At 58.1% G+C, this 24,797-nt stretch carries 30 protein-coding genes; 17 read left to right on the forward strand and 13 right to left on the reverse strand.

Annotated features, from left to right (window positions below):
• Nucleotides 1-9: 9 nt before the first annotated feature.
• The 7 genes from EKM04_RS07035 (at nt 10) to EKM04_RS07065 (ending at nt 5,053) form a co-directional block, all read left to right on the forward strand.
• Nucleotides 10-1,572, forward strand: a complete 1,563-nt coding sequence (locus tag EKM04_RS07035; RefSeq protein WP_183897133.1) for a Na+/H+ antiporter subunit D — start codon at nt 10-12, stop codon at nt 1,570-1,572.
• Nucleotides 1,569-2,048, forward strand: coding sequence for a Na+/H+ antiporter subunit E (locus tag EKM04_RS07040; protein WP_174152409.1), 480 nt, complete (start codon nt 1,569-1,571; stop codon nt 2,046-2,048). Before EKM04_RS07035 ends, EKM04_RS07040 begins: the two co-directional genes overlap by 4 nt.
• Entirely contained in the window at nt 2,045-2,434 is a 390-nt protein-coding gene (locus tag EKM04_RS07045) for a cation:proton antiporter (protein ID WP_183897132.1), read from the forward strand. Before EKM04_RS07040 ends, EKM04_RS07045 begins: the two co-directional genes overlap by 4 nt.
• On the forward strand, nt 2,431-2,772 hold the full coding sequence (gene mnhG, locus EKM04_RS07050; protein ID WP_183897131.1) for a monovalent cation/H(+) antiporter subunit G: 342 nt from the start codon (nt 2,431-2,433) through the stop codon (nt 2,770-2,772). The genes EKM04_RS07045 and mnhG overlap by 4 nt, the downstream gene beginning before the upstream one ends.
• 409 nt (nt 2,773-3,181) lie before the next feature.
• Complete coding sequence (locus EKM04_RS07055; protein ID WP_174152412.1) at nt 3,182-3,610, forward strand: Ros/MucR family transcriptional regulator; 429 nt, start codon at nt 3,182-3,184, stop codon at nt 3,608-3,610.
• Between the two features lie 212 nt (nt 3,611-3,822).
• Complete coding sequence (locus tag EKM04_RS07060) at nt 3,823-4,239, forward strand: helix-turn-helix domain-containing protein (protein WP_234910991.1); 417 nt, start codon at nt 3,823-3,825, stop codon at nt 4,237-4,239.
• The gene (locus EKM04_RS07065) at nt 4,232-5,053 is read left to right on the forward strand and encodes a DUF6456 domain-containing protein (RefSeq protein WP_412762983.1); all 822 of its coding nucleotides are present in this window, start codon (nt 4,232-4,234) and stop codon (nt 5,051-5,053) included. Before EKM04_RS07060 ends, EKM04_RS07065 begins: the two co-directional genes overlap by 8 nt.
• Before the next feature lie 2 nt (nt 5,054-5,055).
• On the opposite strand, the gene EKM04_RS07070 is transcribed toward EKM04_RS07065, so the two are convergent.
• Nucleotides 5,056-5,472, reverse strand: a complete 417-nt coding sequence (locus tag EKM04_RS07070; RefSeq protein WP_174152414.1) for a SufE family protein — start codon at nt 5,470-5,472, stop codon at nt 5,056-5,058.
• Nucleotides 5,473-5,674: 202 nt separating this feature from the next.
• Complete coding sequence (locus tag EKM04_RS07075; RefSeq protein WP_183897129.1) at nt 5,675-6,112, reverse strand: DUF5330 domain-containing protein; 438 nt, start codon at nt 6,110-6,112, stop codon at nt 5,675-5,677.
• 438 nt (nt 6,113-6,550) lie between these two features.
• Between EKM04_RS07075 and EKM04_RS07080 the strand changes: the two genes are divergently transcribed.
• Genes EKM04_RS07080 through EKM04_RS07090 form a run of 3 tightly spaced genes read left to right on the forward strand, consistent with a single transcriptional unit; the run spans nt 6,551 to nt 9,410 of the window.
• Nucleotides 6,551-8,134 (forward strand): sensor histidine kinase, encoded by a 1,584-nt coding sequence (locus EKM04_RS07080; protein ID WP_183897179.1) that lies wholly within the window; start codon nt 6,551-6,553, stop codon nt 8,132-8,134.
• A complete protein-coding gene (locus EKM04_RS07085) occupies nt 8,106-9,059 on the forward strand; it encodes a peptidoglycan-binding domain-containing protein (RefSeq protein WP_183897128.1) in 954 nt (317 codons plus the stop codon). The genes EKM04_RS07080 and EKM04_RS07085 overlap by 29 nt, the downstream gene beginning before the upstream one ends.
• A gap of 12 nt (nt 9,060-9,071) precedes the next feature.
• The gene (locus tag EKM04_RS07090) at nt 9,072-9,410 is read left to right on the forward strand and encodes a DUF1491 family protein (protein ID WP_183897127.1); all 339 of its coding nucleotides are present in this window, start codon (nt 9,072-9,074) and stop codon (nt 9,408-9,410) included.
• Nucleotides 9,411-9,451: 41 nt separating this feature from the next.
• Here EKM04_RS07090 and EKM04_RS07095 read toward each other — a convergent pair whose 3' ends face one another.
• Nucleotides 9,452-10,363 (reverse strand): DUF2336 domain-containing protein, encoded by a 912-nt coding sequence (locus tag EKM04_RS07095; RefSeq protein ID WP_183897178.1) that lies wholly within the window; start codon nt 10,361-10,363, stop codon nt 9,452-9,454.
• 772 nt (nt 10,364-11,135) lie between these two features.
• Here EKM04_RS07095 and EKM04_RS07100 point away from each other — a divergent pair.
• Entirely contained in the window at nt 11,136-11,333 is a 198-nt protein-coding gene (locus EKM04_RS07100; protein ID WP_174152418.1) for a hypothetical protein, read from the forward strand.
• Nucleotides 11,334-11,362: 29 nt separating this feature from the next.
• Here EKM04_RS07100 and EKM04_RS07105 read toward each other — a convergent pair whose 3' ends face one another.
• The 4 genes from EKM04_RS07105 to EKM04_RS07120 form a co-directional block, all read right to left on the reverse strand.
• Entirely contained in the window at nt 11,363-11,911 is a 549-nt protein-coding gene (locus EKM04_RS07105) for a DUF1254 domain-containing protein (protein ID WP_174152419.1), read from the reverse strand.
• Complete coding sequence (locus EKM04_RS07110) at nt 11,904-12,491, reverse strand: DUF1214 domain-containing protein (RefSeq protein WP_183897126.1); 588 nt, start codon at nt 12,489-12,491, stop codon at nt 11,904-11,906. The genes EKM04_RS07105 and EKM04_RS07110 overlap by 8 nt, the downstream gene beginning before the upstream one ends.
• A gap of 204 nt (nt 12,492-12,695) precedes the next feature.
• On the reverse strand, nt 12,696-14,069 hold the full coding sequence (locus EKM04_RS07115; RefSeq protein ID WP_412762986.1) for a PQQ-dependent sugar dehydrogenase: 1,374 nt from the start codon (nt 14,067-14,069) through the stop codon (nt 12,696-12,698).
• Nucleotides 14,070-14,104: 35 nt separating this feature from the next.
• Complete coding sequence (locus EKM04_RS07120; protein WP_183897124.1) at nt 14,105-14,536, reverse strand: DUF2231 domain-containing protein; 432 nt, start codon at nt 14,534-14,536, stop codon at nt 14,105-14,107.
• A 245-nt stretch (nt 14,537-14,781) separates the two neighbouring features.
• Between EKM04_RS07120 and EKM04_RS07125 the strand changes: the two genes are divergently transcribed.
• Together EKM04_RS07125 and EKM04_RS07130 are read left to right on the forward strand one after the other, a co-directional pair.
• Nucleotides 14,782-15,030, forward strand: a complete 249-nt coding sequence (locus tag EKM04_RS07125; RefSeq protein ID WP_183897123.1) for a hypothetical protein — start codon at nt 14,782-14,784, stop codon at nt 15,028-15,030.
• Between the two features lie 24 nt (nt 15,031-15,054).
• The gene (locus EKM04_RS07130; RefSeq protein WP_183897122.1) at nt 15,055-15,540 is read left to right on the forward strand and encodes an SMI1/KNR4 family protein; all 486 of its coding nucleotides are present in this window, start codon (nt 15,055-15,057) and stop codon (nt 15,538-15,540) included.
• A gap of 173 nt (nt 15,541-15,713) precedes the next feature.
• Here the strand turns inward: EKM04_RS07130 and EKM04_RS07135 are convergent, their stop codons facing one another.
• The 4 genes from EKM04_RS07135 to EKM04_RS07150 form a co-directional block, all read right to left on the reverse strand.
• Nucleotides 15,714-16,043: a contact-dependent growth inhibition system immunity protein gene (locus EKM04_RS07135; RefSeq protein ID WP_183897121.1), complete on the reverse strand. Its 330-nt coding sequence runs from the start codon at nt 16,041-16,043 to the stop codon at nt 15,714-15,716.
• A 68-nt stretch (nt 16,044-16,111) separates the two neighbouring features.
• On the reverse strand, nt 16,112-16,438 hold the full coding sequence (locus EKM04_RS07140; protein WP_183897120.1) for a contact-dependent growth inhibition system immunity protein: 327 nt from the start codon (nt 16,436-16,438) through the stop codon (nt 16,112-16,114).
• Nucleotides 16,439-16,451: 13 nt separating this feature from the next.
• Nucleotides 16,452-17,321 (reverse strand): RNase A-like domain-containing protein, encoded by an 870-nt coding sequence (locus EKM04_RS07145; RefSeq protein WP_183897119.1) that lies wholly within the window; start codon nt 17,319-17,321, stop codon nt 16,452-16,454.
• Between the two features lie 158 nt (nt 17,322-17,479).
• Nucleotides 17,480-19,657 carry a transglycosylase domain-containing protein gene (locus EKM04_RS07150; protein WP_183897118.1) on the reverse strand — a complete coding sequence of 726 codons (2,178 nt, stop codon included), beginning with the start codon at nt 19,655-19,657 and terminating at the stop codon, nt 17,480-17,482.
• 183 nt (nt 19,658-19,840) lie between these two features.
• Here EKM04_RS07150 and EKM04_RS07155 point away from each other — a divergent pair, with 183 nt between their 5' ends.
• On the forward strand, nt 19,841-20,317 hold the full coding sequence (locus EKM04_RS07155; protein ID WP_174152429.1) for a YcgN family cysteine cluster protein: 477 nt from the start codon (nt 19,841-19,843) through the stop codon (nt 20,315-20,317).
• A 113-nt stretch (nt 20,318-20,430) separates the two neighbouring features.
• The gene (locus EKM04_RS07160) at nt 20,431-21,246 is read left to right on the forward strand and encodes a class D beta-lactamase (RefSeq protein WP_183897117.1); all 816 of its coding nucleotides are present in this window, start codon (nt 20,431-20,433) and stop codon (nt 21,244-21,246) included.
• A gap of 3 nt (nt 21,247-21,249) precedes the next feature.
• Here EKM04_RS07160 and EKM04_RS07165 read toward each other — a convergent pair whose 3' ends face one another.
• Both EKM04_RS07165 and EKM04_RS07170 read right to left on the reverse strand, forming a co-directional pair.
• Entirely contained in the window at nt 21,250-21,345 is a 96-nt protein-coding gene (locus tag EKM04_RS07165) for a type II toxin-antitoxin system RelE/ParE family toxin (RefSeq protein WP_350310107.1), read from the reverse strand.
• Nucleotides 21,346-21,469: 124 nt separating this feature from the next.
• Nucleotides 21,470-21,745 (reverse strand): type II toxin-antitoxin system RelB/DinJ family antitoxin, encoded by a 276-nt coding sequence (locus EKM04_RS07170; protein ID WP_183897116.1) that lies wholly within the window; start codon nt 21,743-21,745, stop codon nt 21,470-21,472.
• Nucleotides 21,746-21,874: 129 nt separating this feature from the next.
• On the opposite strand from EKM04_RS07170, the gene EKM04_RS07175 reads away from it, so the two are divergent.
• Both EKM04_RS07175 and cueR read left to right on the forward strand, forming a co-directional pair.
• Complete coding sequence (locus EKM04_RS07175; protein ID WP_234910990.1) at nt 21,875-24,382, forward strand: heavy metal translocating P-type ATPase; 2,508 nt, start codon at nt 21,875-21,877, stop codon at nt 24,380-24,382.
• Entirely contained in the window at nt 24,379-24,768 is a 390-nt protein-coding gene (cueR, locus tag EKM04_RS07180; protein ID WP_174152434.1) for a Cu(I)-responsive transcriptional regulator, read from the forward strand. Before EKM04_RS07175 ends, cueR begins: the two co-directional genes overlap by 4 nt.
• Nucleotides 24,769-24,797: the final 29 nt, after the last annotated feature.

Raw genomic sequence — 24,797 nt, forward strand, 5'->3', positions numbered from 1 at the left:
AAGACACACATGGCCGCTTCCGGTTCTACGCCCATCGATCTGTCTACAGCCCTCGTCATGCAGGCAACGCCGCTGGCCGACTGGCTGATCATCCTGCCCGTCGCACTGTGCATCACGACAGGTGCTATCCTGATGATGGTGCGCCGCTCCACCCGCCTTCACGCCGCAATCGCCATTTCAGGCCTGTTCCTGCTGGTGGCGATCAATGCTGCGCTGCTGTGGAAGGTGGTGGTGGATGGTCCTTTCACCATGGTCATGGGCCGCTGGCTCCCGCCTTTCGGCATTGCGTTTACGGCCGATGTGACGGGCGCGTCCCTCGCTTTGGCGGGTGCCCTCGCAGCCCTTGCCTGCGCCATCCATGCCAACGCGGATATGGACGAGGCTGGACGTCGTTACGGCTTTTACCCGTTTCTCATGCTGCTCATGGCAGGTGTGAGTGGCGCATTCCTGACCGGCGATATCTTCAATCTGTATGTCTGGTTCGAAGTGCTTCTCGTCTCCTCCTTCGGCCTCATCGTTCTGGGCTCGACGAAGGAACAGATCGATGGTGCGCTGAAATACGCGGTGCTCAATCTCATCGGTACAACGCTGTTTCTGATCGCCGTCGGCTATCTCTATGCCATCTTCGGCACGCTCAACATGGCGGATATCGCTGCGCGTGTGACGACGGCGGGCAGCGAAGCGCCCTTGATGACGCTGGCTGCTCTGTTCACCCTGGCTTTCGCCATGAAGGCTGCGGCTTTTCCGGTCAATTTCTGGCTGCCAGCATCCTATCATACGCCCAAGATCGTCGTGTCGGCCCTGTTCGGGGGGCTGCTGACCAAGGTCGGCATCTACGCACTGTTGCGCGTCATGATCATGCTGTTTCCGGTGCAGCGGGATGAGTTGAGCCTGGTGATCGCCGTCGTCGCGGCTCTGACCATGATCCTCGGTGCCATGGGCGCGCTGGCGCAGAATGATCTGAGACGCATGATGGGCTATATCGTCATTTCCGGTATCGGCACCATGCTTGCAGGCGTGGCCATCGGCTCACCGTCTGCGGTGGGAGGCGTCGTCTTTTATGCGCTGAATTCCGTTGTCGTCATGACCGCACTCTATCTGACCATCGGCCATGCGGCCCGCATCGGCGGTGCGTGGACGATGTCGGATCTCAGCGGCCTCTACACCAAGGCGCCCGTGTTTTCGGGTATGGCACTGGCGCTGTTTTTCGCAGGCTCCGGCCTGCCGCCCTTTTCCGGCTTCTGGCCCAAGGCCATGCTGACCAAATCCGCCATTGATATCGGTGCGTGGTGGCTGGCAGCATCCATTCTCGTGTCAGGCTTTCTGTGCACCATCGCATTTGCCCGCGTCTTTCTTCTGTGCTTCTGGCGTCCGTCACCACCCGGCATGAAGGCGGTCGCGACCGTTGCCAATCCGCCCAGCCTCGCGCCCGTCGTGGCGCTGACCCTGCTCGTCATCGGCGTTGGTCTGTTTCCCGAACAGGTGATGAAGCTCAGCCAGCAGGCGGCAGACGGTCTCGCAGATCCGGCCGCCTACATCCGCTCCGTCTTTCCACAGGGAGCCGTAAGATGAGACATGTCGTTCTGGGTCTGCTGTTCACGCTCGTCTGGCTGGCCATTTCCGGCAGCTATACGGTCCCCAATCTTCTGTTCGGCATGGGGATCGCAGCGCTGTCCATCGGCATCGTTCGCCACCAGCTTGGTCCAAGCGAAACCTATTGGGCGCGCATCCCCGCGATCCTGTCGCTGGCCCTCCTGTTCTTCAAGGAACTGGCCCTGTCGGCCTGGACGGTCGCGAAAACGGTCACCAGACCGAAGCTGGTGCTGGAGCCCGGAATATTTGCCTATCCATTGGCGGTGAAGAGCGATTTCGAGATCACGCTTCTGGCCAATCTCATCACGCTCACCCCCGGCACGCTGTCGGTCGATGTCTCGGACGACCGCGCCATCCTCTATATCCATGCCCTGGATTGCAGCGATGTCGAGGCCACAAAGCGGTCGATTGCCGATGGCTTCGAGCGCAAGATCATGGAGGCGTTTCGCAAGTGACCCCTGACGCGCTGCTATCCTTTTCCACCATTGGTGCTTCCATCATTCTGTCCGTGGCTTTCCTTCTGGCGGTCTACCGGGTGGTGGTGGGGCCGACCCTGCCGGACAGAATCATCGCGCTGGACACGCTGGTCGGTATCGCCATCGGCTTTATCGCCGTCATCGCCATTCGTACTGGCTTCGATCTCTATGTCGATATCGCCATCGCCCTGTGCCTTGTCGGCTTTCTTGCAACGGTTGCATTTGCGCGTTTCGTTCTGTCGCGCCGACCGGAAGAGGGCAAAAGGGCCAGGCAGATCCTGGATGGGACGGATGTATTGCCCGCATCCTCGTCAGGTGCGGGCAGAAAACCCAAGCGGAAAAACGTGAAAGGAGCAAAAAAATGAGCTGGTTCCTCGCCATTCTCGTCAGTCTGCTTTTGCTGTGCGGCGCAACGTTTTCACTTATCGCGGCCATTGGTATCAACCGTTTTCCCGACCTTTATACTCGCATGCATGCCGCTTCCAAGGCCGGGACTGTCGGCTCGGGACTTCTTCTTCTTTGCGTCGGCATCAATTCACTCGAGGTTGCTGTTTTTGCGCGCTGCCTCGTCGGGTTTCTCTTTGTTGTTCTGACTGCCCCAGTATCCGCACATTTGCTTGCCAAAGCTGCGCATCAGGTTGGTTATCGACTGTCCTCTACAACCGTAATAGATCAGCGTAAAGCAGACCTTAAGTTGAGTTGATCTGTTTGCTAGACTATTGCTGTATTGGATTTTTGAGCATATTTTAACTTTGTCATCTATGATTTCTAGTAGATGAAACAAGTGCAATTTCTTCTGAAATAGTCCAAAATAATAATTGGACTTTTTTTGGTTTGGTGTTATCCACGGTAGGTAAAGTAGATGATGTTGATTTGCGTCCTGCGATATCGATAGTCCGGTTAGACATTTTATTGATGGCTAAACTATCTCCATTGGAAAATATCCGGATATCTATTTCGATTTCTGCAGTTATGGAAAGAAATCTTGCGCCGTGTGGAAAGCCCGGCCGGATGCTTCATTCGATCGCAAATCGACCTTGGGGTTAACTTCACTTCAAGGGCAAAAGGCCGATGAGCCTATGCTTTTGAAGATACGAATAGGAGAGATATAGATGACGGAAACTACATATGGCGGCGCTCAGGATCTGCTTGTCGAACTGACGGCAGATATCGTAGCTGCCTATGTTAGCCACCACGTCGTTCCGGTCACGGAGCTTCCAGGCCTCATTTCAGATGTCCACACAGCCCTCAGCGGCACCTCGACCCCGGTCGTGGCAGCGGTCAACGTCGAAAAGCAGAAGCCTGCGGTGTCTGTGCGCAAATCGGTTCAGGATGATCAGATCATCTGCCTGGAATGCGGTGGTTCGTTCAAGTCGCTCAAGCGTCATTTGACGACGCATCATAGCATCACTCCGGAAGAATACCGCGAAAAGTGGGATTTGCCGATGGATTACCCGATGGTTGCTCCAGCCTATGCAGAAGCGCGTTCGCGCCTCGCCAAGGAAATGGGCCTCGGCCAGCGTCGTAAATCCGCACGTTGATATCTGCAATTCAAAAAATAGGAAAAGCCGGTCCGAGTGACCGGCTTTTTTGTGCGTGACGCCCAGCAGGCATGAGAAAATAGTCCTTTTTTCATTTGAACTGAAATAGTTCCGATTGATTTCAAACGCTTATGGCGTGGGGCCTATTTCAGAGATTGTAAGCTCGTTTTTCGTGGTGTATGAATTAATTCCTATTTATGAGGAATTTCACCATGTCGCTCATCGCATTGCCCCATCGGCCCGGGACCATAGGTCCCTATCCCTCGACCATCATGGCACATCTGCCATTGCCAAACGTCACCGCGGCGCAACGTCAGGCCTGCCAACATGTCCGCCAGATCACCTGCGATATGTTTGCCGAGATCGTCGAGCGTGACACGGTTCGGCGGGACCGCAGGCATGCCATGTCGCATATCCGGCAAATATCGATCTATGTCTGCCATGTCGTTCTTTCGCTGCCGCTTCCGGAAGTCGCTGTGTGCTTCGGGCGCGACCGCTCCACGGTCAGTCTCACATGCCAGCATGTGGAAGATCGCCGCGACGATCCCGGCTTCGACGCATTCGTGACGGCTGTCGAGGAGAGGTGCAAATCCCTCGTCGCGCTGCTGGAGACCGATGCACATGACTGAGAAAGGGAGCAAAGCCCACAGCAAACCGGATCAGGCCATTATCCGGCTGCTCAAATTCATCGGCCGCAACACCGCTCGCGTCAAAGACGTCAACGGCATCTTCGATATTGCCATTGACACCGCGCCTCAGCCTTTGCTGATGGCAGGTCCTCCGCTCGACAAGGCCGTGTCGATGGGGCTGGTGCGTTGGCAGGGCGGAAACCTGGTCTGCGAAAGCGCCGCCAGTGCCTATCTCAAGCGCGCCATGGTCAAGGAACGGGATGAGATTTTTCAAGAGCAGCACCGCCAGTCGGACGTCGTCTCCATAGAGGTCGATGGCGCCCGGCAGAGCGTGCGACGCAACGAATTGTCCACACCGCTGATGGCGCTGGCGCGTTTGAAGGATCGTGATGGACAGGGCTTCTTTACCGCAGAGGCGCTCGACGCAGGCGAGAGGCTGGCCCAAGATTTCCATCGCGGCCATTTGAGCCCGCGCATCACCGCATCATGGGAGCCGCGTCTGGCAAAGCGCACCAAAGGACAAACCAACGGCGCACAAGACTTGAGTGACACCGCCATGGCCGCGCGCCTGCGCGTCTCAAACGCCGCAGACGCCATGGGCCCCGAACTCTCCGGCGTCGCTATCGATGTCTGCTGTTTCGAAAAGGGCCTGGAATTGGTCGAGCGCGAACGCCAATGGCCGGTCCGTTCAGCCAAACTCATGCTGCGAACAGCCTTGCTCGCCCTGTCCCGCCACTATGCCCCACCCCAGCCCTCCGTTCGCAGACGGGATAGCCACCACTGGGGTGCCGATGGGTACCGACCTGTTGTGTGAGATCAAGCCGCCAGCACCTGCGCCTCGGCGCGGATGCGGTTGATCATCGAGCGCAGGCCGTTGGCGCGCTGGGAGGAGAGGTGTTCAACAAGGCCGATCTTGCCGAAGACGTCGATGGCATCGAGTTTGGCGATATCCGAGGCTTTTTTTCCGGAATAGACCGCCATGACGATGGCGACCAGGCCGCGCACGATGTGGGCGTCGGAATCGCCTTCGAAGGTCAACACCGGATCGGCCGCACCATCGCTGTGGCTGACGAGCCAGACCTGGCTGGCACAGCCTTGCACCTTGTTGTCGACCGTCTTCTTCTCGTCTGCCAGATCGGGCAGTTCCTTGCCAAGTTCGATCACATATCGGTAGCGATCCTCCCAATCGTCGAGGAACTCAAAGTCGTCCATGATCTTGTCGAGAGAAGCCATTGATCCATCATCCCTTATGTCTAAGCCAGCATATAGGCCAAACCTCTCTTGAATTGAACCGCTGTCGGCACGAAAAAAAGCCCTGCGACGAAGCAACTCGTGCAGGGCTTGGCAAGTCGGGCAGTCAGGCGGCCCAAAGATGGGCCGCAAGCGGGTTTGCGATAAGGATATATCGCCAATGGTACCATGCAGTCTTTGCGGCTCACTGTGCCGGGCGGCGCTGGGGCAGGGGCACGTAGGGCTGCGATTTGATGGTGCCGGTTTTGATGTCGTCGCTTTGCTGTGCCACGTCAATTGTCTCGGCAGGCATGGTCACGGCGGGTTTCACAGATGCGGCCTCGGCAATCTTGGTGACAGGCTCGTTGTCGGCAAGCTGGGCATCAATCAACTGATAGGCGACCTTCGCGCCTTCGCGGGCTCTTTCGCCCAGAGCGTGGAATGTCTCGGCGCCCTTGACGCAGACATCGGGTTTTTCGACGCAGATGGCGCTCACATAGTGGTAGGCCTCGCTGGCAGCCGATACGGCGCCTGCGACATTCATCTGCGAGGTCTGCGATGTGCCGTCTTGCGAACCGCCAAAATAGGACAGCGCCACCAGAACCAGCGAAAAGAAGATCGACGACTTGATCAGAAACCACATAGCGAAACTACCCTGTTATAACGCCGCCCTTTTCGGGTCATCCGTATCTGCCCTGTTCCGTTTGCTTCGTTTCGGGCTTGCAAACACCCTATCCCCAACAGACCAACAGCCATTTGCGAAAAACGTCGGGATTTAATTCAAATTGTAGCTATTTGTTCCGTCGCTGAACGATCTTGCGCATTTCGTTCAAGTTTTAACTGCTGATGTTAAGCATAATTGCGGCGGGCGCCAACAAATGCAGGGGATCAAGCGCCGATTGCCTGCCACAAAGATTAACACAATGGGAAAAATATAACGAAATCCTTCGCTTACCTGCCATTAACCATGAAACGCAAAGTCTTGGGCAAATGCGCCGAAATGGGATTCCGCACGGCTTTAACCGGGGGAGGAGGGTTCCCTTTTAGCCTTTCCTTAAGCCGCGGGCCTCTATTGTCAGCCATGGTTAAGGGCTCTTTCGCCCATTTGGAATTCGGTGTTCAGGTATTGCGTAACATAACGGAAAAAGCGATTGCGTCGATCGATCATGCCACTGGCATGTGGCTTTCGCGCATGGAAGAAGATGCCAGCGTACGGGTCGCCACGGTGCATGCGTTGCGCAGACTGGTTGCCTCGGGCGTCGCGGCTGTCTTCGTCGTCCCTGTCGTTTTCTGCTTTGCCTTCCCCGTTTCCGTCGCGCTGCCACTGGGCGTCGCGACAGTCGTCGCCGTGTTCCTTGCCGCCGCCGCATGCGTGCTTGCGCTTCGCAGGCCGCAGATGAAAGACATCGTCGCCGCACCCGTAAACAAGAACATGGTGTCGACCACACATATGCCCGGCCTGATGTTGTTCTTCGATGAGCACGGCATCGTCAAAGGTGTCTCGGGTCGCGATCTCAGGCAATTTCCGGTCCATTTCCAGAACTGCACAGGCCACCTCTTCGCCGAGCTGGTGCATGTGTCGGACCGCATCGGGCTGATGCAGGCGTTCGATACGTTGCGCCAGGGTCACGAGAACGCGGTTGCCGATCTGCGCTTTGAAAACGCCATTGGCGTTCGCCAGAGCCAGTTTCTCTACGCACGCATCGACATGACCGCAGAGCGGGATGGCAGCGGCAGGCTGATCGGCGTTGTCGGCCAGATGCGTGACATCACCGAAAAGGAAATTCTGCGCAAGGAGGTGGTTCGCAAAGCCACCGAGGCAGAACAGGCCAACGACGCCAAGTCGCGGTTTCTGGCGGCTGTCAGCCACGAATTGCGCACGCCGCTCAACGCCGTCCTTGGTTTTTCTGATATTCTGGCAGGCGAATATTTCGGCAAGCTGGAAAATGACCGTCAGCGCGAATACGTGTCGCTCATCCGCCAGTCCGGCGCGCACCTTCTGTCGGTCGTCAACACCATGCTGGATATGAGCAAGCTGGAAGCGGGCCGCTACGAGCTGATCATGGAGCCGTTCAGCATGACCGATGCCATCGCCACCTGTGAAGGCATGCTGGGTCTTCAGGCCAAGCAGAAGGGCCTGACGCTGACCAGCCGCGTTCAAAGAGATATCGGCGAAGTGGTGGCAGATCAGCGCGCCATCCAGCAGGTTCTGATCAATCTGGCGAGCAATGCCATCAAGTTTACCGAATCGGGTGGTGTGGTCTCCATAGATGCATCGCTGGAGGGCGGCACACTGAAGCTGACCGTCAGCGATACCGGCATCGGCATCGCGGCTGACAAGATTGCGTTTCTGGGCCAGCCCTTCATGCAGGTGCAGAATGAATTTACCCGCCGCTATGAGGGCACGGGTCTGGGTCTGGCTCTGGTCAAGGGGCTGGTGGAACTGCACGGCGGAAGCTTTGCGATTTCCAGCCGTGCCGGTGAAGGCACCGTTGTCACCATCCTTCTGCCTGCCGATGGCTCGGGCTATGTTGAAGGCTCGGATTTCGATGATGCCAGTGTTCCGGTGGAGTTTCCGCCACGTCTCAAGCCACAGGTTGCTGGCGCGAGCAAGATGATGAAGGAGGACGTTGCGGATGGCCGCGCCAAAGCGAAAATCGCCTAGGAAAACACCGGCTCGCAAAGAGCCCGGTTTCGTTTCTGTGGCAGCACTCGCCATGGGGCAACACATCCTGCGGCATCCCAAACTGGTGGGCGGCAGCGCCTCGTTTTTTGTGGTCTTCGGCTTCGTTGCCGCGAACGCTCTGTGGTATCAGCCTGGCCATCATCCATCGCCTTTCCTGCGCACGCGCGACGAGGAAAACCCCAACGGCATTCCCGGCTATCGCGTCGCCTCGGACCTCGGTGAAAACGGCAATGTCACGACATTCCGCATAGAACGACCAGGCGATGCGCCGCAGGCGCCATCCGCCCCGGCGGCCGCCCAACCTGCCGATGTGGCGTCGGTCATCACGCAGTCGGAGCCGCAAGCCACCGCGCACCAGCCATCGGAACTCGTGGCCGAAATCCAGAGGGAACTGGCCCGCCGGGGCCTGTATGAAGGCCCGGCAGACGGGATGCCCGGTCCACGCACGACAGCGGCCATTCTCTTCTTCGAGGAAACCGTCGGCATGGAGCAGACGGGCGAACCCACAAGCCGCGTTCTCTCGGCCATGAAGATCGACAGCGCAACCACCGTTGCCGCCATTCCCAAGGCCCTGCCGAAGGATCGCCCGGCCGAGCCGAATTCCGGTGGCGTTGCTATCGATCCGGTCGCCGCCGCCATTCGCAACGCCGACGCCCAACAGCCAAAGCCGCAGTCCGTATCGCTGACATCAGGCAATGCGCCCAAGCCTGCGCAAAAGGATCTGGTGGCGAAAATCCAGCAGGGTCTGGTCAACATCGCCTATGCCGATGTGAAGGTGGATGGTGTTCCGGGCGAGCAGACACGCACCGCTATCAGGAACTTCGAAAAGCACTACCGTCTGCCCGAAACCGGGGAGCCCAGCGAAGCGGTGCTGAAAAAGCTGAAATCCATCGGCGCTCTGTGATATCGAGTGAGCATGCGCCTCAAATCCGAGATGTTCGTTTCCGCCCTCATTCGCCGTGTCTTTTCGGCGGGCGATTTCGCCGCCGTGGAACGCAAGGGGGCAGAGGCCGCGGGCGCCATCTTCATCCGCCAGCGTCTTCGCACTGGTCTGGAGAACCTCTACGGTCCCGCACCCCAAAGCCTGTCCGATGACGAGGAGGCAAGGTCACAACGCCGCTTCGAACAACGCCTGTCGGGCGCTGAGGCGCAGGATGTCGAGGCATTGCTGGAGAAGGAGCGCCGTTTCGACAGCGATCTGTGGGTTCTTGAACTGGAGACGGAAAGTGTGGAAGGCTTGTTAGAGCTTGTCTGACCAGGGCAGCCATCTTCGATCTTGCGTCAGCCCTTTGAAAACTACCGTCTCACAACCAGCCGCTCATGCGCATCGTCGCGCATCTCCACGTTCTCCCTGTTGGGATCGACCGTGTCGCTATCTGCACGACGCCAGCGTTCGATGCGGTCTTCGCACTGGGCGGCATCGAGGCTGTCAATCATCAGTTCCGCGCGCGACATATCGCCATCGCGAACCTTCAGATGCGGGTAGAAGCTTTCCAGCACGAAGGCTGCGTCCACGAATTCCATGCCCAGGCCAACCATGGTCGTTGCCAGCTGCTGGCCGGAAATATCGAGCATCAGCCGTTCCGATAACCAATGGCTGGCTGCAAGCGAGTCCGACAGGGCACGGCAGAATTGGCGGGCATCGCGGGCGCGGGCGAAGCGAATAAGCAGGGCTTCCTGCACATCGGTCAGACGACGACGTCCCAGACTGTCCGATTGGGACCGGTTGAGCTGCCGCGCCATGGTGCGCAACTGCCGGCGCAAATCCTCTTCACGGTCCGCAATGGTCTGTTGGGTGAAAAGCGACAGGTCTGGTGTTGCAGCCTCCGCATCGTCCGCGCCAGAGCGAACCGCCGGGCGCGAATGCCGAAGGCCGACCAACGCGTCGATGACAGTGGGCGACAGGTCATCCCGACGCACGATCGTGCGCGCATGGGCGCCGCCTTGCGTGCGGGCAATGGTAATCAGCGTGTCGTCGTCCAGACATTTGGACGAGACAAGGAATGGCGCAGAGAGCGCAATCGGCTGGCTGGCAATGAAGAAGGCGACGGCCGACGGCACGTTCGGGTTTTGAGACAAGGCCGCAATCGCCTCCCGCTTCGCCTCTGGTGTGGAGGCGGAAAACAACGGCAGAAACAATTCCGCGAACTGGCGCAGTTCTGACCTGGACGGATGAGAAAGACCTTCAAAACTCGATACGGTGGCCATCAGCACCACGTCTTTCTTCCTCTCGGCCCTTGGCCTCTCTAATTCTCGAAACCGGTCGGTCAACGCAATACCCAACAGACGCAAAACAAAACACTATGATCAAATTAGATCAAACGTGTTGACGTCCTGTTAACCAGCCATGGGGCAAAGCGGTTTTTTGCGCTTATTCACAGCGAATTTTAAGAATATATTTTTGAAATGAGAAACGTGGGCGACGTCGGGATATCGCCTCAGAACGCGCTAGCGGGAACTCGTCGACCGTGCGTGTAACACCGAGCGACGAGCCCCTGACCGACATCATGGCGGCTCAGCGCGTTAGACATGACGCCAACGACATGCGTCAAACACGCCATGGTGGAAAATTAACCCGTAATTTTCTGGAGCGCTTGAAATTCGTCAATTTTTTCAAGCGCTTTTAAAAGGAGACCGAAATCTGTATTCACAGGACTGTGAACGCAGTCTCGATGAATGGTTTATGCAACAGATCGAATTGTAATGAATTCTGTGCTGGCACGAGAATATTAGGATTAACGATCGGTTAATCTTTGCGTGTTTTTAATGCCTGAAGCAGCCAGAGATTCGGCGCATCCCATAGGGTGCGATATCTGGCAGGCGAGGCGGCAGGCACAAGCCCCGTTCTCGCGCATACGTCTCCCATGCCAGTCTGTGGACTGGAGATGCACAATGTTTGTGGTGATGGCATTCCCGCGCGTTCGCACGATCCGCGCACTCTGATCAAAATCAATCGTCATGCCCCTGAAGGGAGAAGATTATGGCAGACATTATCTCGTTTTATGCGGCCACGCGCCGCCTCAGCCGACCGGCGCCACCGGAGAACACCGCAGGCGGACCTGCGCAACTTCTGTTCTTTACCGGCGTGCGCTATGAACGCCCCATCATCGACATCAAGATGGATGCGCAGAAGAAACCGCGCAAACGCAAGCTTGCCGCCATCAAGGATGCCGGATAGGCTTCCTCAGGGTGACGCGTGAAGGCAGTCTACTGCCATGGCGCTACTGCACATTTTGCTTCGCTCAGAAACCGCGTCGCCTCCTCCACGAAGCTTGGCTGCGGCACCATGGTGCGCAGCACCGCATAGCCTTTGCTCTGGGCTGCTTCCACCAGAATGGACTGCGACAGGGCAGCAGGCTGTGACTTGCGAATGGCGGCCAGCTGCACCTGATTGGCGACCAGAATATCCAACTCGCCTCCGGCAGAGGTGCGGTCGTTCATGCTGAAGATTTCATTGGATGCGCTGTCGAAAATCGCCACAGACCAGAAGGGAACCGCCCCGAACGCCTCAAGACGCATGGGCTTGTCCGCGATGTCGAAGGTGCACACGGCCACCCGCATGAAGGGATCGCCGCTGCCAAGCTCCGTCTTTTCACGGCTGTCATCCAGAAGGTGAAACTGGTTCGACCCGCCTTCTGCGACCGCACGCGTATAGGCATCGCGGTTGGAAAAATGCGGCGTCGATAGCAAAATGATCAAGTGCAGGACGGCTGCACCCACAAGCCCGACGAAAACAGCGAAGACGACCTTAAGCATTGCCGCATCCTGCCTTGCGGATATCCGGCATCTTGATGTCGATGAGCCCCGTGCTGCCCGCCACCGGCGTATCCAGCAATGTCAGAACCAGCTTGAAATTGCGACCCTGTGGCACCGAAAGCCAATTGTAGGTCTGGGCGCTGGCGGCCACACTGATATCCATGCCGCCATCAGGCCCGTGCAAAAGTGTGCGGGAATTGAGCGCGAAGGGGCGGCCAGAGCCGTCATCCAGAAGATTGCCCTGCTGGTCTGCTGCATAAAGCGTCCAGAAGCGGGAAGGGGGCACGTTGCCAGTCAAACGATACCGGCACTGACCGGTCAGGCGCTGGCCATCGCTATCGGTTGAGGCGGTAAAGCTCAGACCTTCGGCTGTCCCATACAGCAGCTTGCCCGCATCGGACCTGTGCGACTTGGCGTAGGGATCTGCCTCGATCGTCTGCGCTTCGGGAAAGGCATCCCACGCGCCGATCTTGATGGAGCCGAAACCGTCGGTGGCTTCCAGCGCCGCAAGCGTGGATAAAATTCCGCCCCCGAAGGCGACCAGAAGCGAGATTGCAACAAGAAATGGAACTCGGAACACGCTGTTTTCCCGTTTTGGAACAGCTGAGGGTTAGCATTGATTTCAGTTGGGGGAAATGGGGAGAAGGAAGCCGTTCTGATTTTCCCTCGAGGATATTGATGATGCGCGTCGGACATCGGCGCATTCACGTGTTTTCCAAAAGTTCCGCCTGAAAGAGATGAACAGGCAATGGCCGGCGACGTTGAAGCCGGCCATTGCTGCATCTTAGTTGGCGGGAGCTGCCATGGCTTGCGCGCCGCCACCCGATACATCATCGGTCGCGATGGGGGCCGGTGTCACAGTGCCATCGGCTGCCGCCACGCGCCAGACCGAATTCCCCGCATCATCCGCCACCAGCAAGGCGCCTGTGCCATCAATGCCGACGCCAACGGGACGGCCTCTGGCATTGTCACCCTGAATGAAGCCGGTCACCACGTCCTGTGTCTTGCCCGATGGCTTGCCGTTTTCGAATGGCACATAGGTCACCCGGTAGCCGTTGAAGGCGTTGCGGTTCCAACTGCCGTGCTCGCCGATGAAAGCGCCGTTTGCGTAGGCTGCAGGCATGGCGGAGTTGAGCGTGAAGGTGAGGCCAAGCGCGGCCACATGACTGGATAAAGCGTAGTCCGGCTTGATGGCCGTTGCAACGATATCCGGGCGGGGCGGGTAGACACGGGCATCGACATGATTGCCATAATAACTCCACGGCCAGCCGTAGAACCCGTTTTCTTTTACAGATGTCATGTAGTCGGGAACGAGGTTCGGTCCCAGCTCGTCACGCTCGTTGATAACTGCCCATAACTCCTTGCTCTCAGGGTTGAACGCAAGGCCGTTGGGATTGCGAAGGCCGGATGCGAACAGCTTGAACGCACCTGTCTGACGGTCGACCTGCAAAATTGCGGCGCGGTTCTTTTCCGCCTCCATGCCATTTTCAACAATGTTGGAATTGGAGCCGACGGAAGCATAGAGAAACTTGCCATCGGGGCTCAGCGCCAGATCCTTGGTCCAATGGTGGTTGATGGGCCCGCCGGGAAGCGGCGTGAGCAGCTTTGGTTCGGCGGTGATGTCGTTCTGCCCAAGCTGGTAGGGATAGGCAAGAATCTCGCTCGCGGTGGCGACGTAGAGCGTATTGTCGGCAAAGGCGACACCGAAAGGCGAATCCAGCTTCGTCAGCAGATCGTGGCGTTCATCGACAGTGCCATCGCGGTTGGTATCGCGCAGCAGCGTGATGAGATTGCTTTCCTTCTGCGGACGCGTCTCGCCGTGCGAAATGGCCATGATCCAGCCACGGATAATGTCCTTCGGCCGCGATGGGGACTGTCCCTTCGGCCCGCGCGACTGGACGACCAGAACGTCGCCATTGGGCAGCGTGTGCACGGTCCGTGGGTTGGCGAGGTCCTTTTGGTATAGGGTCACTTTCAGACCCTCCGGCACAGTCGGCGTCTCGCCATCCTTCCAACCGACGACCTCGGCCACCTTCAGGTCGGGAATAAGGCTCGAAGACGGCTCCGGCAGAACCGGGTCGGCCCCGATCTGCTGTGCCGGGTCGAAGGACTGATCCGCTTCATTGCAGGCAGAGAGGATGAGGGCAACACTGCCCATCAGAACAGAGGTGTGAACAAGGCGGCGCGCGATCATCATACTCTCCAGGCCAGTCGTGCATATTTGCGGGAAGACGCGGCGACGGTCGTCAGCGCCACGACGAATGTCATGGTCGAGATCAGCAGCCCGTAAGGCACCACCGCTGTCCAGCCGTCACCGGCATGAACGAGACTGTTGAGCAGTGCCAAGACCAGCATGCCGATGAAAAGCACGATTGAAAACAGGGAAGGCCGCATCGGCCGCGTGCGCACCCGGAACAGATCGACGAACCCGGCGAGCAATGCCAGTCCGCCGAACACGAGGCCTGCAAACAGCAGCCATGCCGAAAAATTTAGCCACAAAAGATTGGCGGTCTGCCAATAGGCAATATCAGTCCCGAGCGCCATCGAGAAACACACGAACGGAAACGGCACGAAAAGAGATTGAAAAGGATAAGCAGAGGCTTCTCTGCCAGTCGAATCGCTCATGAACTGGTCTCCAACCGGGATCGGGAAATACGCCTGACGGCTTTTGCGTCTTGGACGAATTAGCGTGACCGTGAACGGTTTGAAGCCAGTTTGGTTGCAAAGACATACGTGCACGAAACGATCACTGATTTTTTTCGTCCCGCCACAATTAAAACACCCTTGAGTTGATGATTTTCGTGGCGGTTGAGGGGGCACACGTGCATCTGACCATATGTTTCTTTGTTCTACTGTTTATAGCGGGCTTTTTGAACGCGCCTTACGCTGCGCAGATGGCAAGCGATGGAAATTGGGGAGAGGCGTTTGGTCAGATGATTCTTGGCCCGCTTGGCTTTTTCTTGGCGGCCCATGTCGTCATCTACTACGGCCTTCGACTGGTTCGTGGCCCATCGAAGCTAAAGTCTTTCTCCGCCACCAAACTCAACTATATCGCACTCTCACTGGCGCTCATGGGCATTCTAGGGGCTGTGGCCCAACGCGCAAATCCAACGCTGTAGAACACAACTGAAAGGAGACCGGCCATGACACCTGAGCAATTTGCTGGAGCGATCCGGAATGAGGGCGGTGAGCGTGCGACGGAAGATCAACTTAAGGCTTTCGAGCGCAAGCTTGGCAAGACACTGCCTGGGGATTACCGTGCATTTCTTACTATCTCCGGTGGCGGCTTGATCTTCGAAACGGCAGTATCCTATCTCGACGCGGAAGAACGCGACCTGCTTCTGCGGCATATGAACTCTCTGAGAGAAGTCGAGGCGGAATTTGACAAGCCCAGTGCCTATCCTTTGCCTGAAGGGCTCCTGTGCATCGGCAATGATGCTGGCGGCAACGCCATCATGTTGTGCATGACAGAGGAAAGATATGGCCAGATTTTTCTGCTGGACCACGAGTTGGTTGCCTATGAAGGTGAGCCCGAACCTTTCGAGGAGGCGCAGGAGTATGGCCTGATCACGCAGTATTCTGCTAGCTTCGCCCAGTTCGTCGCTGATCTCCATTTCTCACAGGATTGACGGCTGCAGGATGGATGAGTTTTCAGCCACCAGACCAAACTGCGCTTAGGCTGAATCTGAAGTTGTAAAGGAATGTTCAATGGCGCTGAAAATTCCTGAGAAAGGGAGAGTTGCCTTCGAGAAACTGAAGTCGGCATCGGCCGACTACCGAACCTTGATCGCGATTTTATCAATCAATTCCGCGGTTCGAAACGCATATAGCTCTCCGGATCATCCAGGATTGTTCTGAGCATGTCGAAAAGCTCCGGCACTGTATATCCTATGGATTTGGGTGTGAAATTAAACCCGAAGCGCCGGGCGAACTCGCCATCGAGATCGTTGTGATACCGTTCGAGGAACCGTTCCGTTTCAGAAAGCAGCATTTGCTTCTCGAAACATTTCGTCGCGCGTGCGTATCCTGCCAGCGCTTGCGCAGCTGTGTCGTATTCCAAATCGATGTCTTGATGCAAGGCCCCGGCAACGATACCGAAAAGCGCGGGAAATTCTTCATCGGTGACATTCATGCGGCACTCTGCTTTACGGATCGAAGCGTTTACAGCTATCCGGGTCCTGAAGCATAACCTTCACGATTTCAATTGCGTGGTTCGAAACGCAAGTAGCTTTCGGGATCGGCAAGGATCGTCCTTACCATGTCGAAAAATTCCGGCACCGTTTGTCCGATCACTTCGGGAGTGAAGTCGAACCAGTAGCGTCTGGAAAACTCACCTTCCAGATCGTTGTGAAAGCGCTCCAGAAAGGTGTCCATCTCATGCTGTAGCTGGTGCTTCCGCGCTTCCTCCGTGAGGCCTGCGTATCCTGCAAGCGCTTGTGGTATACTGTCGTATTCCAGGTCCATGTCTTGATGGAAATAGCCTGTCACGAGGCCGGAAAGGGCGGGAAAATCGTCGCTGGTGCTCATCTCGGTTCATTCATTAGGGAACAGGAAATGCCGTCAGAATATAGTGTGTCAGGCCGTTATAGCTTTCCTTTTTCAACACGATACGCATTTTCGACATTTGCTGTAGCTGCCCGGAAGAGCGTATGACGCCCTGTCCGATCACACGGCCTGCGTCAAAAACGAGCGGTGGCTGGAGCGTTGTCCCCGGAGCAGCCGTTTTAGACCATTGCACGATGCGCGCCTGATTGGCTCGCAACGCACGGGAGACTTGCTCCTCGGCTATCCTCAAGTTGCTGAACGACGATATTGCTGCAGGCGGTTTGCGACTTGACGCCGTATCTGCGATCCGTTGCCGCAAAAACGCTTCGTCCTTGCCCACATGTCTGGCAATCGTGTGCCCGCCGAGGCGGCTTCCGGCCTGAGCCTCATGCTGCGCAAGCGAGATACGACCAGAGCGTATGGCGGCGGCCCGAACGGCACCTGCCATCATGGCCCCGCCAAGCGGCACCAGGAAATCCATGGCCATGCCCATGTTGTCGGCGTTTGCGGGGCTTGCGCCGAGACTTCTGGCCAGTTTGGACGTGGTTCTTTCCGTGATGGACCGTTCGTCACGCCCCGTCCAGAGCTGGCGCCCGCCGGTCGTGCACTGGTCGGCAGCGTGAAGGGCCAGCGCGCCACCGCCGATCTTCGTCAGTGCGGTGGGTTCTGGCGTGACCAGCAGTGCTCCAGCGGTCACACCTTCTGCAGCACATCCCAGGAGCCGCAACGCCCCGATCACGCGGTTTCCGACCGTACCACTCTGTTCGACCGTCTCACCTTCCAGGACCGCCGCGAGTTGAACGGCCGAGAGGGCGATTACCACACCTTCTCCGGAAGCGGATGCACTCTGATCTTCTAAAGCCATTGAATACACTCCCGTGAAGACACGTTACGTTATGGGTGCACAACCAAGAATGGATAATTTTTGCAATATATGTGGCTTTTCGAAGGCGGGCAGTGATTGCCAGCCCCAGCGCAGACGCGCGCATTGCCTATTCTGACGTCCACAAAGACGGGTTTCGACTACCGCTTCACCCCATCGCTCCCGACATCCGCCAACTTTTGCACCGTCAACGACGGCGCCGACGCTTCTTTCAGCTTCTTGCCGATGGAGCGGATGACGCGGGTGGCTTCGGCGGAAAGCGAGCGGGGGCGGGTGAGGGCTGGCATGGCGTTGGCGTCTGCCGAGGCGATGGCTGCGCCGTTGGCGGGTTTTGGATGCGTGCCATTCGGCAGCGGGTTCTGAATGCCAGGGATGGCGCGCAGTTCCATGCCCTGATGGGCGTAGTCCATCAGGCGCTTGAACGTCATGGCGGGCAACGCCCCACCGGTCATGTTGTTCATGGAGGTGAAGTCGTCGTTTCCGAACCACACCGCGGTCGTGTAATTACCGGTGAAGCCGACATACCAGGCATCGCGATAGGATTGCGACGTGCCGGTCTTGCCGCCGGAAACGATGCCGTTATCGAGAGCGCCTCGCTTTGCCGTGCCCTCGACGGGAATGGTCACCAGCATGCGGTTCATCTTGGAATTGGCCTCTTCCGAAAGCACGCGCTGCGCAGGTGGTTCGTCGCGGTCGAAATCGTAGAGAACCTTGCCCTCGTAATCCAGCACCTGCGCAATGCCGTGGCGGCGTGATTGCATGCCGTCTGCCGGGAAGACGGCGTAGCCGGTGGCCTGGTCCAGCACGGTCACTTCCGATGTACCGAGCGGAATGGTCTTGTCGCTGCGAAGCGGCGTCGCGACCCCCATGGCTTTGGCCGTATCGACAATGATCTGCGTGCCCAGCACATCCTTGGCAAGGCGCACCGGCACGGTGTTATAGGATTTGGCAAGGGCGGTCTGCAACGTCACCTTGCCTGCGTAGGACCGGCCATAGTTCTGCGGCGACCAGCCGCGCCATGTTACGGGCGCGTCGGAAATCAGCGTTTCCGGCTTGTAGCCCTTTTCCATGGCGGCGGAGTAGGTGTAGACCTTGAAGGATGAGCCCGGCTGGCGCAGCGCCGCCGTTGCGCGGTTGAACTGGCTTTCGCCATAGTCACGACCGCCGACCATGGCGCGGATGCCGCCGCCATTTTCGATCATCACCATCGCGCCCTGCTTGACCTTGTAGCCTTCGCCGAATTCGCGAAGGCTGCCTTCCATCGCCTGTTCGGCCGCCTGCTGAAGGCCAGTATCGATGGTGGTGCGAACCACCACGGTATGATCCTTGATCTTGCCTTCCTTGGCCAGCTTCTGCACCTCGTCAAAGGCCCAGTCGAGGAAATAGTCGGGCGCCTGCACCTCTTCGCGGTCGATGACGGTTGCCGGGTTGCGGCGTGCGCCGACAACCTGTCCCTCGGTCATCAACCCGCCCTGCACGAGGTTGGAGAGAACCGTGTTGGCGCGCGCACGCGCTGCGGGAAGGTTGACGTGTGGTGCGTATTTCGCCGGTGCCTTGAACAGACCGGCGAGAATGGCGGATTCCGCCAGCGTCACATCGGTCAGGTTCTTGCCGAAATAAAACTGAGCCGCCGCTGCTGCGCCGAACGTGCCGCCGCCCATATAGGCGCGGTCGAGATAAAGGCTCAAGATTTCCTTCTTGGACATGTTGGCTTCCAGCCACAATGCCAGAAAAGCCTCCTTGACCTTGCGTTCCAGCGAGCGCTCATTGGTCAGAAACAGGTTCTTGGCCAGTTGCTGCGTCAGCGTGGAGCCGCCCTGCACGACGCCGCCGGCGCGGGCGTTTTCGCTCATGGCGCGGGCAAGGCCGATGAAATCGATGCCGAAATGCTCGAAGAAGCGCCGGTCTTCGGTGGCAAGAACGGCCTTGATGAAATGGTCCGGCATCTGGTCGATCGGCACGGAATCTTCGTGGATGATGCCGCGATGGCCGATGGTGTTGCCGTAACGATCGAGGAAGGTGACGGCGAAATCACCGCGATAGCGCCAGTCCTTCTTGGTCTCCTCAAAGGCGGGCAGCGCCAGCGCCAGCATCAGAACGGTGCCCGCAGTGCCAACCGTCAGGGCGTCGTCGGCAATGTTGATGAGAAATTTTTTCCAGCCGCGCACATGCAGCTTGCGCGATGCGATGGTCACCTCTTCCCAGAAGTCGAAGACGCGCGACGCAGATGTCCACAGGCCGGAATCGATCCATGAATCGATGCGCAGCAGAAGATGGCGTTTCCGTCGCGCCGGTTTCTTGTTGTTGTCTTCCTGCACCTGAAACGTATTCCTGTTCGATCTCGCCAGCATTTGCTTGACGCAGCGACCTTGCGCGGGTCATTCCACCATCACACACCTCTGCCGGATTTCGCGATTATCTCATAATCCGGTAGATTGCGATATGGCATACGGGGATCACGTTGCCGCCCGATGCTGCAAAATGGAACGGAAATGTTAACGATGAGTGACGCGCCCTTCTGGAAAACGAAATCACTGGCGCAAATGAGTAACACCGAGTGGGAAAGCCTGTGTGACGGCTGCGGCCTGTGCTGTCTCAACAAGCTGGAAGATTGGGACACCGGCGAGGTGGTGTTCACATCCGTCTCCTGCCAGTTGCTGGATGGAGATAGCTGCGCCTGTTCCGATTACCCCAACCGGTTTGATACGGTGCCGGATTGCATTCAGCTTAACCTCAAGCTCGTCAACGAAATCGGCTGGCTGCCGCCGACCTGCGCCTACGCTCTGGTGCGCGATGGCGAGGACCTCTACTGGTGGCACCACCTCGTTTCGGGGGATGCCGAAACCGTGCATATGGCGGGTATTTCCGCACGCGGGCGCACCATCAACGAAAAGCAGGTCGAGGTGGACGACTTCGAAAACTACGTGGTGGACTGGCCGCTGACGGTAGGCGAGCAGCCGAAGGCGCAGCGTCGATAGGGTGTGCGCCCGTCCGTCCTATTCCTGCCCCAACTGTCTTTTAAGAACCGACATCACCTTATCTCTCCGTTGGTTGCTGGCCGTGATGATGGCCGGACATACAAGGAAAATGCATGCTGCCCCGGTTCGCCGTCCTTTCAGCCGTCAGTTTCGCCGTTGTGGGTCTGTATCCCATTCTTGCCCGGGCCGAACAGCCTTTCGAATGCACCTTCGTGACATCGGTGGAAACCGGCGCTGTCATCACCCAACAGGGCGCTTGCGACAAGCGTGCATCGCCGGGCGCGACCTTCAACATTCCGCTGGCACTGATCGGTTTTGATTCCGGCCTGTTGCTGGACGAATTCAACCCGGTCTGGGACTGGCAGGAGGGCATGGACAACGCCGCACCGGATCGAAGGCGGGTGGATCCTACCGCATGGCAAAAGAACGATGTGCGCTGGTATGGTGTCGACATCGCCAATCGCCTGGGGCCTGAAAAATTCTCCAGCTATGTCAAGCGGCTGGGTTTCGGCAATACCGGTTCGGCATCCGCCCCGGGAACGACGCCAAAGGGCATGAGCGACTGGCTTGCCAACGCTGTGCAGATATCGCCCGTCGAGCAGGTGGGTTTTCTGCGTCGCCTGATGGCCAACAATCTGCCCTTTACGCGCGACGCACAAACCAAGACCCGCGCCATCATGCCCGTTTTCGATGCGGCTGAGGCGTGGAGCGTGCACGGCACCGCGGGCACGGGCAACCTGAAGGGCGATGACGGCAAACCCGACACGACCCGCCCCTTCGGCTGGTTCGTGGGCTGGGCCGAACGCGAAGGCCAGCACATTGTCTTCGCACGGCTGCGGGTCAACGACAAAGCGTCTGAACGCCCCATGGGGGAGGTGGTGCGCGAGGAGTTTCTGCGGGATATCGCGCGGGTTTCCGTGCGCCGGTGAGGGTTATCTAAACAGATCGGAATGGGTTCCAGCGCGTGTGAAGACGACAAGATCATCGGCCTCGTCGAGCCTGTAGATCAGCAGAAAGTCTCCACCGATGTGGCATTCCCGATGATCGCGCCACTCCCGGAATCATTCAGCCGTTTCCAGTCTTTCATAAACTGCTTCGTAAAATCGCACATTCGCGGCAAAGTCGTTCGCTTTGATACAGCTTTTGGGCCTTTCACGGCTTATCGCCATCCAGTGCTCTGAAGAGTTCTTCGCGTGATTTGAAGCGGGCGCGCTTTTCGCCTGCGATTTCCCGCGCTTCCTCTATGGCGGCTATCGTTTCTGCGTTGGGACGTGTCAACTCTATGGGGAGTGCCTTTTCCCGGGCTATGTGGGTCAACATCATGCGCATCACGTCCGAGACGGTCAACCCGAGGCTGTCCAGCACTGCGGTTGCATCGTCCTTCAAGTCTTGGTCGATGCGAGCCCTGATATAAGCATTCGCTGTCATGATCATCCTCCGGTTTACGATAATGTAGCCCAAATGAGCATCAACTTCGACCCGTGACAAAGGTCGCTGTGAACCCTTGACCTTCCCATCATGGGAAGCATTACATGTGGTCTCGAAAGGGGAAATCCCATGAACGAGATCATCAAGACTTTGAGCGCGCCAGAGCCGATTTCCGTATCTGTCGAGGGTATGACCTGTGCGTCCTGTGTGCGGCGCGTGGAGATGGCGGCGGGCAAGGTGCCGGGGGTGGCGGCAAGTTCTGTCAATTTCGCGACGAAGCGGCTGACGGTCGAACCGGCCGAGGGGTTTTCGGCAAAGACCTTGGTCGCTGCAGTCAAGAAGATTGGATACGAGGTTGCCCCAAAGACGATCGAATTGACGCTCCAGAGGCATAAGGGGGGCGTTGATGCTGACCGGTTGAAGACCGTTCTGGAGGCCGTGGCCACGACAGTCAGCGCAGAGGTGGACGCGCAAAGCGGCGTCGTGACCATCGAGACCGTCGGCGGCGGGCGTCAGCGCGAGATGCTGATCGAAACCGCGAGGCTGGCTGGTTTTACGCTCAAAAGTCCGACTGGAGCGGCCCATGATCACGCGAGGCAGGGGCACGACCACACCCATCACACCGGTGACGAGAGGAAGCTCGAACGAGACGTCATCCTCGCAGCCATCTTCACCACTCCACTCTTCGTGCTGGAAATGGGAGGGCATCTCTATGCGCCGATGCACCATTGGCTCATGGGTGCCATGGAGACGCAGACGCTTTATTATGTCTATTTCGCACTGGCGACGGTGGTGATTTTCGGGCCGGGATGGCGGTTTTTGAAGTCCGGTTTTCCGGCACTGGCCCATGGTGCGCCAGAGATGAATTCGCTGGTGGCGCTCGGGGTCAGTGCTGCCTATCTCTATTCGCTGGTCACCACGTTTGCGCCCGGCCTGCTGCCGGACAATGCCCGGCATGTCTATTATGAAGCGGCAACCGTCATCGTGACGCTGATTTTGATCGGACGGCTTCTGGAGGCCCGCGCCAGCGGCAAAACCGGCGATGCGATCCGCAAGCTGGCTGGCCTCCAGGCCAAGACGGCGCGGGTGGAGCGCGACGGCATGACGCGCGATATCGCCACGGACGACGTGGTGGTGGGCGACATCATCGTTATCCGCCCGGGAGAGCGTTTGCCCGTGGATGGCGAGGTGGTGGAGGGTGCATCCTATGTCGATGAATCAATGATATCAGGCGAGCCGGTGCCGGTGGAAAAGGGGGCTGGCAGCCCTGTCACAGGCGGTACCATCAACGGGAACGGAGCGCTGAAATTCCGCGCCACCAAGGTCGGCGCAGACACGATGCTGGCGCAGATCATCGCTTTGGTGGAGCAGGCTCAAGGATCAAAGCTGCCCATCCAGCTTCTGGTGGATCGGGTTACCGGGCTGTTCGTGCCGGTGGTGATCGCTGTTGCCGTGCTGACCTTCATCGTCTGGGCGATCTTCGGGCCGCAGCCTGCCTATACCTACGCGCTGATCAATGCCGTCGCCGTCCTCATCATCGCCTGCCCCTGCGCCATGGGTCTGGCAACGCCGACTTCGATCATGGTCGGCACGGGAAGAGCAGCGGAACTCGGCGTGCTGTTTCGAAAAGGAGAGGCTCTGCAGGCGTTGCGTTCCGCGCACATCGTGGTGGTGGACAAGACCGGCACGGTGACCAAGGGTAAGCCTGAGCTGACGGATCTGCTGGTGGCGGATGGGTTCGAGCGACGTGAGGTGTTGAGGCTTGTTGCGGCGGTTGAGAGCATGTCGGAGCACCCGATTGCAGAGGCGATCGTGCGGGCGGCGAAGGCGCAAGACGTTACGACCCCTGCAGGACTCAAACAGCCCACAATCGGCAATTTCCAAAGCATTACCGGCTACGGTATCTCCGCCATGGTCGAGGGCTGCAAGATCGACGTCGGCGCCGACCGCTTTATGGAAAAGCTCGGCCTGTCCACCGCACCGTTTGCAGACACGGCACGAAGGTTGGGCGACGAGGGCAAGACGCCGCTCTACGCAGCCATCGATGGTCAACTGGCCGCGATCATCGCGGTGGCCGATCCGTTGAAACCATCCAGCATCGATGCCATCAAAGCCTTGAAATCCATGGGTATCGAGGTTGTCATGGTGACGGGAGACAATACCCGGACGGCCAAGGCCATCGCCCTTCAGGTGGGCATAGAAAAGGTGGTGGCTGAGGTTTTGCCGCAAGGCAAGGTGAAAGCCATCCATGATTTGCGCCAAGGCGGCAAGGTGCTGGCTTTCGTCGGCGACGGCATCAATGACGCGCCTGCGCTGGCTGAGGCCGATATCGGCATCGCTGTCGGCACCGGCACGGATGTTGCCATTGAAAGCGCCGATGTCGTCTTGGTGGGCGGCGATCTCGCGGGCGTCGTCCACGCCATAGGCATGAGCCGCGCCACCATGCGCAACATCCGCCAGAACCTGTTCTGGGCCTTCGGATACAATGTCGCACTGATACCCGTGGCCGCAGGCGCGCTTTACCCGGCCTTCGGCATCATGCTGTCGCCCGTGGTCGGAGCCGGGGCCATGGCGCTCTCCTCCGTCTTTGTGCTGGGCAACGCGTTAAGATTGAAAACAGCGAAGGTAACGACATGAACATCGGTCAGGCATCGGAAGCCTCAGGCGTCTCGGCCAAGATGATCCGCTATTACGAGCAGATCGGTCTCGTCACGCCCGCCGCCCGCACGGACAACAATTATCGGGTTTATGCCGAACAGGATGTGCACAATCTGCGCTTCATAAAGCGGTCCCGAACGCTGGGTTTTTCGCTGGAAGAAACAGAAACGTTGCTAAAGCTCTGGCAGGACAAGACACGCGAAAGTTCTGCGGTCAAGGACATCGCCACTGCGCATATCGCCGATCTCGAGCGCAAGATTGCCGAGATGAAAAGCATGGTCAAAACGCTCTCGCATCTTGCCCATTGCTGTGGAGGCGACCATCGGCCGGATTGCCCCATTCTGGACGATCTTGCGGGAGTATAAGCTTCAGTCGAGCGACGATCACTGCAAAG

The organism is Rhizobium skierniewicense Ch11 (assembly GCF_023757665.1).
GTDB lineage: Bacteria > Pseudomonadota > Alphaproteobacteria > Rhizobiales > Rhizobiaceae > Agrobacterium > Agrobacterium skierniewicense.

Bases quoted from the DNA above. Each gene is read 5' to 3' on its own strand.
- cueR (WP_174152434.1), top strand. From the start codon at position 24,379: ATGAACATCGGTCAGGCATCGGAAGCCTCAGGCGTCTCGGCCAAGATG.
- EKM04_RS07160 (WP_183897117.1), top strand. From the start codon at position 20,431: ATGCTGCCCCGGTTCGCCGTCCTTTCAGCCGTCAGTTTCGCCGTTGTG.
- EKM04_RS07155 (WP_174152429.1), top strand. From the start codon at position 19,841: ATGAGTGACGCGCCCTTCTGGAAAACGAAATCACTGGCGCAAATGAGT.
- EKM04_RS07100 (WP_174152418.1), top strand. From the start codon at position 11,136: ATGGCAGACATTATCTCGTTTTATGCGGCCACGCGCCGCCTCAGCCGA.
- EKM04_RS07175 (WP_234910990.1), top strand. From the start codon at position 21,875: ATGAACGAGATCATCAAGACTTTGAGCGCGCCAGAGCCGATTTCCGTA.
- EKM04_RS07120 (WP_183897124.1), bottom strand. From the start codon at position 14,536: ATGAGCGATTCGACTGGCAGAGAAGCCTCTGCTTATCCTTTTCAATCT.
- EKM04_RS07055 (WP_174152412.1), top strand. From the start codon at position 3,182: ATGACGGAAACTACATATGGCGGCGCTCAGGATCTGCTTGTCGAACTG.
- EKM04_RS07035 (WP_183897133.1), top strand. From the start codon at position 10: ATGGCCGCTTCCGGTTCTACGCCCATCGATCTGTCTACAGCCCTCGTC.
- EKM04_RS07135 (WP_183897121.1), bottom strand. From the start codon at position 16,043: ATGAATGTCACCGATGAAGAATTTCCCGCGCTTTTCGGTATCGTTGCC.
- EKM04_RS07085 (WP_183897128.1), top strand. From the start codon at position 8,106: ATGGCCGCGCCAAAGCGAAAATCGCCTAGGAAAACACCGGCTCGCAAA.
- EKM04_RS07115 (WP_412762986.1), bottom strand. From the start codon at position 14,069: ATGGGCAGTGTTGCCCTCATCCTCTCTGCCTGCAATGAAGCGGATCAG.
- EKM04_RS07145 (WP_183897119.1), bottom strand. From the start codon at position 17,321: ATGGCTTTAGAAGATCAGAGTGCATCCGCTTCCGGAGAAGGTGTGGTA.
- EKM04_RS07170 (WP_183897116.1), bottom strand. From the start codon at position 21,745: ATGACAGCGAATGCTTATATCAGGGCTCGCATCGACCAAGACTTGAAG.
- EKM04_RS07070 (WP_174152414.1), bottom strand. From the start codon at position 5,472: ATGGCTTCTCTCGACAAGATCATGGACGACTTTGAGTTCCTCGACGAT.
- EKM04_RS07040 (WP_174152409.1), top strand. From the start codon at position 1,569: ATGAGACATGTCGTTCTGGGTCTGCTGTTCACGCTCGTCTGGCTGGCC.
- EKM04_RS07060 (WP_234910991.1), top strand. From the start codon at position 3,823: ATGTCGCTCATCGCATTGCCCCATCGGCCCGGGACCATAGGTCCCTAT.
- EKM04_RS07075 (WP_183897129.1), bottom strand. From the start codon at position 6,112: ATGTGGTTTCTGATCAAGTCGTCGATCTTCTTTTCGCTGGTTCTGGTG.
- EKM04_RS07105 (WP_174152419.1), bottom strand. From the start codon at position 11,911: ATGCTTAAGGTCGTCTTCGCTGTTTTCGTCGGGCTTGTGGGTGCAGCC.
- EKM04_RS07090 (WP_183897127.1), top strand. From the start codon at position 9,072: ATGCGCCTCAAATCCGAGATGTTCGTTTCCGCCCTCATTCGCCGTGTC.
- mnhG (WP_183897131.1), top strand. From the start codon at position 2,431: ATGAGCTGGTTCCTCGCCATTCTCGTCAGTCTGCTTTTGCTGTGCGGC.
- EKM04_RS07080 (WP_183897179.1), top strand. From the start codon at position 6,551: ATGGTTAAGGGCTCTTTCGCCCATTTGGAATTCGGTGTTCAGGTATTG.
- EKM04_RS07095 (WP_183897178.1), bottom strand. From the start codon at position 10,363: ATGGCCACCGTATCGAGTTTTGAAGGTCTTTCTCATCCGTCCAGGTCA.
- EKM04_RS07130 (WP_183897122.1), top strand. From the start codon at position 15,055: ATGACACCTGAGCAATTTGCTGGAGCGATCCGGAATGAGGGCGGTGAG.
- EKM04_RS07140 (WP_183897120.1), bottom strand. From the start codon at position 16,438: ATGAGCACCAGCGACGATTTTCCCGCCCTTTCCGGCCTCGTGACAGGC.
- EKM04_RS07065 (WP_412762983.1), top strand. From the start codon at position 4,232: ATGACTGAGAAAGGGAGCAAAGCCCACAGCAAACCGGATCAGGCCATT.